Origin of the sequence: Pectobacterium artocarpous (assembly GCF_046159765.1) — a bacterium.
GTDB lineage: Bacteria > Pseudomonadota > Gammaproteobacteria > Enterobacterales > Enterobacteriaceae > Pectobacterium.
Map to the genome: position 1 here is coordinate 36,929 of NZ_JBJXVK010000009.1, position 13,919 is coordinate 50,847.

A 13,919-nucleotide genomic window follows, 5' to 3' on the forward strand; every position below is an offset into this window, starting at 1 on the left:
TTACATTTTATCGCCTGGAAGATTGTGACTGCACTGCTGACACCAGGAAGTTGACGTTCAAGAGATGGAGTTGGATAGTGAGTGGTGAAAATCTTCAGGGGGCTTTACTGGGTGTGAATCGCACTGGCGGCGGCGCATTGCTGACTCCCTCACTTGCTCATCCTTCTGCGACCACGTCCCCTAACTGGCGCTCTCTGGCTTTTTTTGTGTTGTCCTGCGTGGCGCATGCAGCGCTGGCAGTTTTCTTTCTATTGCACTATTCCCCGAAAGAAAGCATTGACGATATGGCGGGAAATGCAGGTGGAAGTATGCAGGTGACGATGATGGCTGCGGCGATGTCACAGGTAGCCGAAGCGGCACCACCACCGGTTGACCCTCCCGTTGTGCAACCTACTCCCGTGGTGATGCCAATCTTAACGCCGTTACCAGAACACCCCAATCCGGTTATTAAACAGCCTGTCATTGAGCGCAAGCCTGTCACGCCCGTTGCGGAAAAGAAGCCGCCCGTGCGTGAGAAAAAGCAGTCTGAAAAGAAACCAGAAGATAGGCCGAAAGAACAACCTAGAGAACAACAGCAGGCCAAGGCACAGCAGGCAGAGAAGAAAAGTGAGTCTCCTGTCGCGACAAGCCAGACAGGCGATGCGCCTTCGCCGCTGCAAGCTTCTGCTGGTATGCCGGGCAGTGCGGCAACAGCCAAAGCTGGAGAGAGCGAGAACGGTCAGGCAGCGCGAGGAGCAGGGAAAAGCAACAGCCAAAATTTTAGAGCATTGCATCGTCGCGTGAACTATCCCGCTAGGGCAAAAGCGCTGGGTGTGGAAGGAAAAGTGCGCGTCAAATTCGATATCACTGGTAGCGGTACAGTCACTAACGTACAGGTTCTATCTGAAACGCCAGACGGCGTATTTGGCGATGACGTAGTGAAAGACATGGCGCGCTGGCGCTATCGGACGGAGGCACCCGTTGAGAATCAGGTGGTTTCCATCGTTTTCAAACTGAATGGTCATATTCAGGTTGATGATTAGCAATACATGTTACATGCGGTAATTACAAAAATAATTTTATTTTCAAATATTAAGGTTCACTGGGGATTTTGAATAAATGAATAAAAACGTCTATTTAATAATGATTTTGTCATTATTATCAGGGTCGGCGCTCGCACAGCAAAACGACACCTCTGCTGATGAAAATCAGCAGAAAAACAATGCAGAAGCCGAAGAAGAACAGCAGGGTGATTCCGTTTCGGGAAATGGCGAAGATACGATTTTAGTTCGCTCAACCCCGACTAGCCAGTCGATGGGAACGCAGATCATTAATGCCGAGCAGATTAAAAAGATGCCGACTGGAAACGGATCGGTCACGGAGTTATTAAAGAATAACCCGAATGTACAGTTTGCCAATACGGCAAGCAGCAGCAATATTCCAGGGGAACTGGCACCGGAAAATGTCTCGTTCCACGGCGAGAAATTTTACAACAATAACTTTATGATCGATGGATTATCGAATAATAACAATATCAACCCTGGTGCCAATAATGGTGAGTTAGGTACGAATCCGGATGGTTATAGCCCGACGGATCTTCCTGCTGGAGGTGCGCAGTCATTTTGGATAAACTCTGAACTTATTGAAACATTGCAAGTTTTCGACAGCAATGTCTCTGCTAAGTACGGTGATTTCACTGGTGGCGTGGTAGATACCAAACTCATGGATCCCAAGTTGGATAAGGCATCCGGAAAAGTCTCTTACCGCACGACGCGTGACAGCTGGACACGTTACCATGTTGATTCTCAAACCAGTGAGGAGTTTTACTCTGGCACTAACCTCTACTACCAACCGAAATTTAAGAAGCAGTTCTATTCAGCTAGCTTTAATCAGCCATTAAGTGATAAAGCGGGTTTTATTTTTTCGTATAACCGTCAGCAGTCAGATATACCTTATTATCATGACTTTTTGGGACAATGGGACGATCAGCAACGCATTAGTGAAACGTACCTGTTAAAAGGCACCTATCTTACGGATAACGGCGATATTATTCGTATGACTGGAATGTATTCCCCGCATGAATCTAAATATTACAAAAAAAATGTGAAGAATGGTGCGTTTACCAATACCGGTGGTGGTTATCGCTTCAATATGGAGTGGGAGCACAACGCTAATTGGGGGAAAATGACCAGCCTCGCGGGATACCAATTCGAACAAAACAAAATCGAACATGAATCGAATGAATTTATTAGCTGGGTCTATAATACTCCATCGTTAGGTTTTACTTCCCCCTCACTGGATTGGCAAACTACAAGTAGAACGTCACAGATTGGTGGCTATGGGTCATTTGCCACAGAAAAAAATACCACCACCTTTAAACAAGACTATGAGTTAAATCCGGCCTTCTTACTGGGGATGACTCATCAGCTTGATTTCGGCTGGCAAGCTGATTTTGCGAATGCACAGTATCGCCGTTTTCAGGATGCCTACTCAGCCAGCGTTGCATCGAACGCTACCTACGTGAATAGTGGCGTTGTGTGCTTACCCGGTGATTCACAGTGTATTGCCGGTGAGCAATTTGCAGGTACTCGCACACTCTATCCGGCTCGTTCTGTGCAAGTCAGCTATAGCCGTTATGCCGCCTATCTGCAAGACAGCATGAATTATGGGCGCTTGGAAGTAACCCCTGGGGTGCGCGTTACATACGATGATTTCCTGGAAAATCTGGATGTTGCACCTCGTTTCGCCGCTTCTTATGATGTCTTCGGCGATCGTTCGACTCGCTTGTTCGGCGGGGCAAACCGCTATTATGCAGCGAATATGCTGTCATATAAGCTACGCCAGGGGATCGGTACGAGTACTGTGCAAAGGCGAACCTCCTCTACTGCGCCGTGGACCTCTAACCCAGAAAGAACCGGCACTAATTACACTGTATCTGATTTAAAAACGCCTTACAGCGATGAAATGACGCTAGGGCTATCTCAACGCGTCATGAATACCGTATGGACTGCCAAATGGGTTAATCGTCAGGGGAAAGATCAGTTTGGTCGTGAAACGATTGCTAATAATGGTGCAAGCTACCGTGTGATGAATAATGCCGGTCGGACAGAAGGGAATTCATTGTCTCTAGAAGTAGAGCCCATCAGTCCTCATCGTTTTAGCTTTGCTGAAGTAAATTGGTCGTTTGGTGCTTTTATTTCGAAAAATAAATCTAACTCCATTGCTTACTATGATGATGTCGATTCGGATGACGTTCGAGTTATTGTTGACAATAAGCTGATGTATAAGGGCGACATGGATGCGATGGACTTCAATACGCCTTGGAATGCCTTCTTAAATGTGGATACCTACTTCCCGGCGATACGCCTTAATTGGGGGCAACGCGTGGGTTATACCTCCGGCTATAAGGGGTATAGCACGGGTTCGTTAATGACGGTTTGCCCTGGTGGAAGTCCTGCATGTGATGCCGATCCTAGCTTCTCTGGGAGTGTGACGGAATACGTCTCAACGAAATACGACGACTTTATCTCCTACGACTGGCGTTTTTCCTACTCGCAGCCAGTCTATAAAGATCAGACGCTGGATATCACCCTGGATGTGTTGAATGTTTTGGATAACGTCGTGGAAACGAGCCAAAACGTGGGAACGGGCAACTCTATTGTGACCTACAAACCTGGCCGCCAGTTCTGGCTTGGCGTCTCTTACACCTGGTAAACCCTATGCCCCGTCATCCGTCACATGCTGACATATGGCGGGGCATTTTGCATCTATGCGCGAAGAAATTGCCTTGCAGGCAAAAATAAAAACGAAAAGGTTGTTATGAACTGGAAGAAATATTGCTGGTTATCGCTAACGGCTGTTGGCCTATTAGCGGGAAGCGTGGTGAGCCAGGCTGAAGAAATAAAAAGCCCGTTGCCGATCATTAAAGAAGGAACGTTGGCAAATGGACTGCGCTACACCCTCGTACCGCTGGAAGGGCAGAACGCGCGGGTAGATGTTCGCCTGATTGTGGATGTCGGTTCGATTGATGAGCAAGACAACGAATCCGGCGTGGCGCACATGGTTGAACACATGGTGTTCCGCGCCAGCGACGCGTTTCCTCAAGGCGTGAGTACGGAACTGCACAAGCAAGGCTGGGGGCGTGGGCAGAGCTATAACGCGGTGACCAACTACGAGCGCACCATGTACATGATGAGCCCGCCGAAAGGAAATCGCGATCTGGGGACGACCTTGCAGGCGCTGAGCCAGATGACAGGTCACGCCAAGCTGCTGCAAAGCGATCTCGATGATGAGCGCAAAATCATTCTGGAAGAATGGCGCGGTAAGCTGGGTGTAGCAGAACGTATGAACCAGCAGCGTGTACAGGCGATTCGCCATGACTCTCGCTATCCTTCTCGCCCGACGATTGGCACGGAAAAATCGATTAACGACACGCCAGCTAGCGTTCTACAGGATTTCTATCAGCGCTGGTATCACCCATCGAATATGCGTTTGATGATTATTGGTGATATCACGCCTGCGGAGGTGGAACGCGAAATTCAACGCTATTTTGCACCGCTACCGAATGTTGCTGTCCCAGCCCGTGATTACTATGAGCCGTTACTGAAACCGCAGCTCAAAGTGGCGCGTTTGCAGGATAGCCAAAGTGGCAGTAGTCAAGTGTCGTTTGTCTACCGTTTTAATGACAAAGACACATTCGGCCAACCCGATTTGCGTCACCGTTTGCTGACGCAAATCACAATGTCTGCGGTTACACGTCAGGTTCGTCGACAGCAGGCCGAGCTGCCGCAGGACGCCAGTAGTCTGGTCGTGCGCAAATCGGGTATCGGTAAAACGACGGCCGCGCTGGGCTTTTTCGCCAATGTGATGCCGGGTGGTCATGACGCTGCTATTTCCGCCGTACTGAAAGAAATTGAGCGGTTCAAACGCTATCCGTTAAACAATCAGGACATCACGGAGATCACCTCCGACATTCGTGAAGTCGCGCAGCGTATGAACGATACTCCTGAATCGCGTGAATTTGCAGACTGGGTTCAGCAATTAACTATCGTCTGGCAGCAGGATCGCCCCTATGTCGGTAGCCAGCAGCGTGGTAAAGAGGCGCTGGAAGCGTTGGATACCATCACCGCAGAAGACGTCAATCGTCATTTTCAACGCTGGTTAGCTTCTCCGGATACATTGGTACAGTTTAGCGTGCCGGGCGCGACGCCTTTCACGCTACCGAAGCCGGAGGCGATGCGTAAGTTACAGGCTCAGTGGGCGGCAGCGACGCTGGCACCGTTACGGGTGGAAAAAGAAAAAGTCATCCCTGAGCTTCCTGCCGTGAAGCAAAGCGGGAAACGCACGGCGGTGAAAGTCTTTGCTGCACAGAAGGTCGAGCAGTGGCAGTTGAGTAATGGCGATCGCGTCGTATGGCTGCGGGTGCCGGAAGCGGGCAAGAAAGTGTATCTCACTGCGACGAGTCAGGCTGGATTCATGTCGACCTCGTTGAATCCGTGGCAGGCACAGTTGGCGAGTCAACTGGTCAATCAGAGCGGACCCGCAACGTGGGGTGGTGAAGCGCTAACGAACTGGAAAAAAGATAAATCCCTGTCGCTGAGCATCGATCAGGAAGCGGATCAACTGACAGTAAATGGGAGTGCCCCCACAGAGCAACTGGCAAACCTGCTGGGATTATACCGCGAGCTGAATGTGGCGCCGGGTATCGCTCCTGACGTGATGAAAGAGAGCATGATGAGTCTGGCGCGTCAGAAGGCCAATGACGATCAGTCTGTTTCAGGAAAACGTGCGAGCGAAATCACTACACTGCGTTTTGGTGGGCCAAGCTGGCAGCAGCCTGAAATTGCAGAGCTGAAGCAAATTACGGCACCGGCGTTACTGTCACAGTGGCATAAAGCCGCTTTTGCGCCGGTCACCTACTATCTGATCGCCGATATGCCTGCTGCACAGATTTTGCCGCAGGTTGAACGCTATTTGGCAACAATCCCACGTCAGCCTGCCAGCGACGTAAAAACGCATCTGGCGCTGCCGGGTAAACGTGAGGCGACATCGGCTATCAATATTGAGCCGCGTGCCGATATCCTGACCTGGAGTTTCACGCCATATACGTGGACGCCGCAGGCCGCGGTTCAGGTGAGCATCGCCCGCAATATCGCAAATAAATATCTCAAGACCAGCCTGCGTGATGACGCGCTGGGTATTTATCGTATGCGTGTCGATAGCGAGTTGGAAGATAAGAAACAGCGTATTGAGACAGAGGTGAGCTTCACTAGCGCGCCTGAACGTGCGCAGGAACTGTGGAAACTGGCTGAGCATGTCTTTGCTGAACTGCCAACGACGATTACTCAGCAGGACGTGGACGATCAGAAGGCACAGTTCATTCGTGCGGAGAATGGGCGTCAGCGCGATCTCATGACAATACAGCGCCGCCTGCTCCTGAGTTATCGCCACTATGACGATCCGCGCTATTTGAGCAACGTATCCACACTGGCGGACAGCATTACGCTGGAAGGCGTACGGGTGATGGCGGCGAAACTGTATAACCCGGATAACCGTGTGCTTTACATCACCTTACCGCAAGAGGTGAAAGAGTGAAGAAGGTAATGGCTCAATTTGTCGATCTCTGCCGTCCCTTTTGGGGCGGTAAGCGAAGCTGGCAGGCATGGGGGCTTTTGCTGGCTGCGGTGTCGATGGGATGGATGATTGTCTATCTCAACGTGTTGTTAAACGAATGGAGTAAAACGTTTTATGACGCGTTAGGGGCATTCGACAGTGGACTGCTATTTTCACTGATGAAGACGTATGCCATTTATATTCTGATCTATATTGGGGTATTCGCGCATCAGGACTGGTTTACCAGTTGGCTGGTGCTTCGATGGCGTACCGCGTTAACGGAACAACTGGTTGATAGTTGGATGGCGAAGCGGGCATTTTACCGCATGTCGCTTGCTGGCAAGATCGATAATCCCGATCAGCGTATCGCTGAGGATATCAGCCTGTTTGTGGATAAAACGGTCAGCCTGACGGTGTCATTTTTAGTGGTGACGGTACAGCTTTTTTCTTTCACTGTTATTTTATGGGAGCTGTCGGGCGTTCAGCGATTTACCCTGTTTGGCGAAGAGTGGGTAATTAAAGGTTATCTGGTCTGGGTCGTCATTCTCTATACGCTCTTTGGCAGCCTGATTACGCATGTGGTCGGTAAGCGTCTGCATGGTATCAATTATGACAAACAGCGTGCGGAAGCGGATTTCCGTGCTTCTTTGTTACGCAAGCACGATAATGCGGAGCAAATTGCGTTGTACGGTGGTGAACAGCAGGAAAAAAACCACCTCAAGCGTAATTTTACTTCTATCGTCACCCATTATTGGCGGTTGATGAACGCCGAACGTAATCTGGTTTTCTTCACTTCTGGCTATATGCGCGTTAGCCAGATTGTCCCTATTTTTGCTGCACTTCCCGCTTTCCTCAGTAAAACAGTGACGCTGGGTGGGCTGATGCAGATTCGTGGGGCGTTTAGTCAGATACATATTGCGTTGAGTTGGTTTATTCGCATGTATAAGGAACTGATGATTCTTTCCGCCAGTATGGCGCGCCTGAGTCAGTTCAAAGAAGAAATCAAACGTCATCAGTCTGAACAGGCCGATGCACCAGTCGGTCAGGATTTACGTATTGAGCACCTTTCCTTCACCACGCCGCAGGGCTCTCCGCTATTGCACAACGTGGACCTGAGTTGTGAGGCGGGGAGTTGGAATAAATTTTCTGGCCGCAGCGGGCTGGGGAAATCAACCTTACTGCGTACGCTGAGCGGTCTGTGGCCGTATTATGATGGTCGCTGGCAGTCGCTTGAAGGGCGTAGCCTGCTGCTGCCGCAGCAAAGCTATTTGGGGCAGGGGACGCTGGCAGCGATCCTCTGCTATCCACATCCGCCACTGGCCGACACCGAGATGCTGCGTCAGACGTTGGACAGCGTCGGGCTGGGCGCGTGGCGCGATCGTCTGGATGAGCAACTGAACTGGGATCGGGTATTCTCCGGCGGGGAGCGGCAGCGCGTCGCTTTTGCCCGCGCGCTGATCGCCAAACCCGATACGCTCTATCTGGATGAAGCGACCAGCAATCTGGATCATGATTCAGCCAGACAGCTTCTGGCGCTGGTCAAGGTGGCGTTGCCAGCCTGCACTGTGGTGGCGATTACGCACCAGACGGAGCTGGACGATCTGTTCCCGCATCGTTATGACTTAACCGATTTTTCCTCACAGCGCAGTTGATGTGGCTCGCAGGCCTGCCGACGTTCGGGAGGCCTGCGGTTCTGGTAGGTTTCTTTTCGCATGCCCTCTATAATCCTCCGCAGGATTATTTTATGTCGTTCGTTTCAGGATCGAGATACCGGGGCGATCATGGTGTGAGGCATCCCCACGGGAGCTTCATCCCCGTGTTTCCCCTCAATCCACGATTAGGTGAATATCAGACATCAGCGTCATGTTGTCTTTTACGGCACTTTTCGTCGCTTGCAGACTCCACCCCCCATCTTGCTATGATGCCGGAAGCCGTTCAATTTTGAGGAGTACATACCATGAATTTTCGCCCGTTGGGTTTATCGCTGGTGCTGGGTTTACCGCTGTTGCTGAGTGGATGCAGCACGATTTCCCATTTCTCCTGGTCCAGCCTGTCGCCATTTAACTGGTTTGGTAGTTCGCTGGAAGTGAGCGATGCGGGAGTCGGCAGTATCAATGCGGGGACGCCGCTGTCCGAAGGGGCACTACAGACTGCGCTGAACGGTGATTATCAATTGCGTAGTGGTATGGGGACATCCAACGGTCAACTGGTCGCGTTTTATCAGGCACTAGATGGCAAAGACGTGAAGATGGTCATCAGCGGTCAGCCAAAAGGCAGCGTGCGCAAGGTTGAAGTCATGGATCCGGCGATTGGCAGCGCGGACGGTGTGAAAATCGGTGATGCTTTTAGCAATACCTACAGCAAAGCGTTTGAATCCTGTCAGTTAGGGCAAGGCGATGATGCGCAGAGTGTGGAGTGTGCCGCGGCGCAGAGTACGCATATCAGCTACGTCTATTCTGGCGAGTGGAGTGGCCCGGAAGGGTTGATGCCGCCTGACGATATCTTGAAAACCTGGAAAGTGAGTAAGATCGTGTGGCATGCGCAGGCGCGCAGCACACCCGTTTTATAAGGGGGCGCCTCGTAAAGACGAGTTTGTTTTTACGCAAGGTAAACGTCAGGCGGTTTCCGGTATGATAGCGGCACCGCCTGACAGCTTTTGGCGGTCGTATCGCCAAAAACTATCGTAGTAAATCATAACAACAAAAGAAAAAACTGACGCTTGAGGAAGCAGAAATGACACCAATTCAAAGCGGTATTTTATTGGAACACCGCCGTTTTGCCATTTTTATGGAAGCGATGATTCAGGGAGAGTTTGATGCTATCCGGCAGGGATGCAAAAAATTCTGTCAGACATTACACGATTTGCAGCAGCAATATCCCGATGCGGGCTTAGGCGCGGTGCTGGCCTTTGGCAACGATGTCTGGCGCGATCTGGACTGCACTCGCGGCGCGGCGGAGCTGAAACCCTTTACGCCGTTGGGTAACGGGCTTGCCCCTGCGACGCAACGCGATCTGTTGATCCACATTCAGTCGTTGCGCCACGATGTGAACTTCACGTTGGCACAGGCGGCGCTGGCCGCGTTTGGTGGCGCGATTCGTATCGAAGAAGAGACGCACGGCTTCCGTTGGGTGGAAGATCGCGATCTCAGTGGTTTCGTTGACGGCACGGAAAACCCGCAGGGGGATGCCCGCCATGCCGTGGCGATTATCCCGGAAGGTCAGCCGGACGCTGGCGGCAGCTACGTGTTTACCCAGCGCTGGGAACACAATCTGAAGCAGCTACAGCGTTTTAGCGTGGAACAGCAGGAGCAGATGATCGGGCGTACGAAGCAGGATAACGAAGAGTTGTCTTCCGATGAGCGCCCCGTGACATCGCATCTCAGCCGTGTGGATTTAAAGGAAGACGGCAAGGGGCTGAAAATTCTGCGTCAAAGCCTGCCTTATGGCACCGCGAGTGGGAAGAACGGGCTTTATTTTGTCGCTTACTGTGCGCATCTGCATAATATTGAGCAGCAGCTACTGAGCATGTTCGGCGATCGTGACGGTAAACGCGATGAAATGTTGCGCTTTACGCGTGCCGTCAGCGGCAGCTACTTCTTCGCGCCTTCTCTGGATCAATTGCTGTCGCTGTAATCGCCGACGTGTGCTCCTGATGCCTGCATGTATGCAGGCATTGCTTCTTGCCGCTTTCTTGCATGAGGCTGGTTCGCCGCGTTTTCCTCTTCGATTCTCTCTTTTTCTTCATTATTCTTCGTAGCGGGTTTATGCCCTTTAGCGCTTAAAAATCCTGAAATGTTATATATAAAGGTTATATGTTAACCACCACTTCCCCCTACACTGATTCGCGCTGACAAGCGCGTGCTATGCAAAAAACGGCTATATAAACGATAGACCGTTATAACAAGGCCGACCTACTAGGCTCTAACTCTTGTAGGACATAAGATGAATCACGTACAGGTGAAAGGCTGACTGGATGAACAAGGGCTACAGCTAATGTTTGCTGGGCGCTGCTATATAGCGTGGTGTTGACCAATGCCTGGGCGATTGGCGAGTTCGGTGCGGTATCCGTGGTGTCAGGGGCGATCGTGGTGAAACCTATACGTTGCCATTACAGGTCGAATTACTGCATCAGGATTATAACAGCCTGAGCGTCTTTACCGCGACGGCGCTGTTAACCGTGATGGCGATACTGACGCTGTTCATCAAAAGCGCCTTGTCGTGCCGGGTAAAATGGCGCAAGGGCGGGAACAGAATCTGCCTGAAAAGCAGTAAATTGAGATGGCTGGCAACGTCCTATTTTAGGAGAAACACAAGGATGAGGTTCCTGTAGAGATACCTCGCCCTGTGGTAGCCCTATCCCGTATTCACCATCGTGGGTTTGTCAGTAACGTTAATTTTATCGTTCACTTCGTAAATGGGTGAGACTTTTTAGGACTCAATTTGTGACAACGCTTGAGCAGTATATTGGCAATACCCCGCTGGTAAAATTGCAGCGCCTGACGGTAGGGTTAAAGAGTGAAATCTGGCTGAAGCTGGAAGGGAATAACCCTGCTGGATCGGTAAAAGATCGGGCTGCACTCTCGATGATCCAGCAAGCGGAGGATCGCGGCGACATTACTCCCGGTGATCGGTTGATTGAAGCGACCAGTGGGAATACCGGTATTGCACTGGCGATGATTGCGGCGGTAAAGGGCTATCGACTGCGTCTGCTGATGCCGGACAATATGAGCTATGAACGCCAGACCGCGATGCGTGCGTATGGCGCTGAACTGGTTTTGGTTAATCGCAAATTAGGGATGGAAGGGGCGCGTGATCGCGCAAAACAAATGGTGTTGGCGGGAGAGGGGAAAACGCTCGATCAGTTCAATAACCCCGACAATTCGCTGGCGCACTTTCTCACGACTGGTCCAGAGATCTGGCAGCAGACGGCAGGTAAGCTGACCCACTTTATCTCCAGCATGGGAACGACTGGCACGATATCCGGCGTCAGTCGCTATCTGAAGCAGCAGAACCCGGCAATCTGTACGGTCGGGCTACAGCCTGCTGAAGACAGCCATATTCCCGGTATTCGCCGTTGGGGGCCGGACTATATGCCGGGCATTTTCCGCGCCGATCTGGTCGATCGTATTCTGGATATGACGCAGGTCGACGCTGAAAATACGCTGCGGCAACTGGCGCGTCAGGAAGGCATCTTCTGCGGCGTCAGTACCGGCGGCGCAGTGGCGGGCGCACTGCGGATTGCTGTGGAAAACCCCGGTAGTGTGATCGTGACGATAGCCTGCGATCGTGGCGATAGGTACCTGTCCACAGGGGTATTTGACTAACTGTTTACGCCTTACCATCATGGATAAAGCGTAAAATGGCTATTCTCGCTCCAGTGCGTGAATCGGTTCCAACCGTGCCGCACGACGGGCTGGGAAGAAGCCAAAGAGAATACCGATCAGGCTGGAGCACAGAAACGCGGCAATAATCGAGGTGCTGGAATAGATCATCGTGAAATTGCCACTGAACTGTGCGAATAGCATGCCAATCGCCAGCGATAGCCCCACGCCCACGATGCCGCCGAACAGGCACACCAGCACCGCTTCGATAAGAAACTGCTGCATGATATCGCTGGTACGTGCGCCTACCGCCATACGTACGCCGATCTCTCGGGTGCGCTCGGTGACTGACACCAGCATGATATTCATCACGCCGATACCACCGACCAGCAGTGAAATCAACGCGATCATCGACACCAGCAGCGTGAGCGTGGTGGTGGTTTTTTCGATCGTCTGGCGGATGCTGTCCGTGTTCATGATAAAGAAATCTTTCGTACCGTGCCGCTGTGTGAGCAGCGCGGTAATATCCTTTTCGGCAGTATTCATATCAACGCTGTCTTTTACTCGCACCGTGATGCTTTTCAGGTAGGACTGTCCGACCATGCGCTTCATCACTGTGGTGTACGGTACCCAAACATTCAGGTTTTCATTGCTGCCGAAACCGCTCTGATTCTTGCTCACGACGCCGATGATTCGCACCGGTAACGAACCCAGTAAAATCACTTGTCCAATAGGCTCTTCACCGTGAGGAAAGAGCTTGTCGCGCGTGTTTTTGTCAATCACCGCGTCCTGCGTCAGCTCATCGACGCTGCTGCGAGGGAACAGCACGCCGCGTTGCAAGGTATAGCCACGCACGGTGAAGAACTGTTCGCCAACCCCAGAAACGCTGGCGGAAACGGCAATGTTGCCGTAGTGCATTGTCACGCTAGTGGAAATGGAAGGCGTGACGCTATGCACATAGGGCTGCTGGGCCAGCGGTTGGATATCACTGGCCCGCAGCGTCTGGATGGCGCTGGCATCCATGTCACCGAAGCCTTTGCCAGGGAAAATTTCCAGCGTGCTGGTGCCCATGGCGTTGATATCGGCTAGCACTTGTTCCTGTGACCCTTTGCCCAGAGCAACCACCGAGACAACGGACGCAATGCCGATAATGATGCCGAGCATGGTCAGAACGGTGCGCATCCGCTGGGCGTTCATCGCCAGAAGCGCCATTTTAAAGGCGTCAATAAAGCGGTCTTTAAACTGATTCAGGGCAGAGGTTGCCGGAGACGCCGGAAACACGGTGGCTTCCGGTGAAGGTGTGATTGCGTCTTCAGGGGCGGTCTGTCTATCGGCAATTACCTCACCGTCGCGCAGTTCGATGATGCGCTGAGCGTGTTCGGCAATCGTCATATCGTGGGTGACGATGACAATGGTGTTGCCCTGCTTGTGCAGGTCGCGAAGGATACTCAGGACTTCATTGCCACTGTGGGTATCTAGTGCGCCGGTCGGTTCGTCCGCTAGAATAATGCCACCGCCGTTCATCAGCGCCCGTGCGATACTTACGCGCTGTTGCTGGCCGCCAGAAAGCTGGTTGGGTCGATAGTGGATGCGTTGTTCCAGCCCCAGTCGGGTTAACAGCTCTGTTGCGCGTTGGCGTCGTGCCAGTCGGCTCTTTCCAGCATAAATCGCTGGCACTTCGACATTCCCCAGCGCACTGAGGTCGCCCAGCAAGTGATAGCGTTGAAAAATAAAGCCAAAATGCTCACGGCGCAGTTCTGCCAACTGGTCGCTGTTCAGCTCGCCCACGGCGCGTCCCGCCACTTGATAACCCCCCGTGGAGGGTTTATCCAGACAGCCGAGAATATTCATCAGCGTGGATTTTCCCGATCCCGAGGCTCCGACGATTGCCACCATTTCCCCCTGATTAATAGTCAGGTTGATGTTCTTAAGGACGGTGATCTCCTGCTCGCCATTGGAAAAGCGGCGAGTAATGCCAGTCAGCTTAAGCAAGGATGTAGACATGTG

General features: G+C 51.8%; 8 protein-coding genes and 1 pseudogene. 8 read left to right on the forward strand and 1 reads right to left on the reverse strand.

From position 1 onward, the window contains the following. Positions 1–77: 77 nt before the first annotated feature. From ACKQAD_RS07725 to cysM, 8 genes and pseudogenes are all read left to right on the forward strand, one after another. Positions 78–1,022, forward strand: coding sequence for a TonB family protein (locus ACKQAD_RS07725; RefSeq protein ID WP_409159619.1), 945 nt, complete (start codon positions 78–80; stop codon positions 1,020–1,022). 76 nt (positions 1,023–1,098) lie between these two features. Then, complete coding sequence (locus ACKQAD_RS07730) at positions 1,099–3,693, forward strand: TonB-dependent receptor plug domain-containing protein (protein WP_409159620.1); 2,595 nt, start codon at positions 1,099–1,101, stop codon at positions 3,691–3,693. A 105-nt stretch (positions 3,694–3,798) separates the two neighbouring features. Beyond that, the gene (locus tag ACKQAD_RS07735) at positions 3,799–6,573 is read left to right on the forward strand and encodes a M16 family metallopeptidase (RefSeq protein ID WP_409159621.1); all 2,775 of its coding nucleotides are present in this window, start codon (positions 3,799–3,801) and stop codon (positions 6,571–6,573) included. Further along, positions 6,570–8,243: an ABC transporter ATP-binding protein/permease gene (locus ACKQAD_RS07740; RefSeq protein WP_409159622.1), complete on the forward strand. Its 1,674-nt coding sequence runs from the start codon at positions 6,570–6,572 to the stop codon at positions 8,241–8,243. Before ACKQAD_RS07735 ends, ACKQAD_RS07740 begins: the two co-directional genes overlap by 4 nt. A 305-nt stretch (positions 8,244–8,548) precedes the next feature. After that, positions 8,549–9,160 carry an RpoE-regulated lipoprotein gene (locus tag ACKQAD_RS07745; RefSeq protein ID WP_409159623.1) on the forward strand — a complete coding sequence of 204 codons (612 nt, stop codon included), beginning with the start codon at positions 8,549–8,551 and terminating at the stop codon, positions 9,158–9,160. A 164-nt stretch (positions 9,161–9,324) separates the two neighbouring features. Next, complete coding sequence (locus tag ACKQAD_RS07750; RefSeq protein WP_409159624.1) at positions 9,325–10,224, forward strand: Dyp-type peroxidase; 900 nt, start codon at positions 9,325–9,327, stop codon at positions 10,222–10,224. Between the two features lie 359 nt (positions 10,225–10,583). Continuing rightward, positions 10,584–10,921 (forward strand): annotated as a pseudogene (locus tag ACKQAD_RS07755) (hypothetical protein); the annotation flags it as partial. 112 nt (positions 10,922–11,033) lie between these two features. Continuing rightward, the gene (cysM, locus tag ACKQAD_RS07760; protein ID WP_409159625.1) at positions 11,034–11,915 is read left to right on the forward strand and encodes a cysteine synthase CysM; all 882 of its coding nucleotides are present in this window, start codon (positions 11,034–11,036) and stop codon (positions 11,913–11,915) included. Positions 11,916–11,954: 39 nt separating this feature from the next. Here the strand turns inward: cysM and ACKQAD_RS07765 are convergent, their stop codons facing one another. Then, positions 11,955–13,916, reverse strand: coding sequence for a MacB family efflux pump subunit (locus ACKQAD_RS07765; RefSeq protein WP_409159627.1), 1,962 nt, complete (start codon positions 13,914–13,916; stop codon positions 11,955–11,957). Positions 13,917–13,919 lie beyond the last annotated feature (3 nt).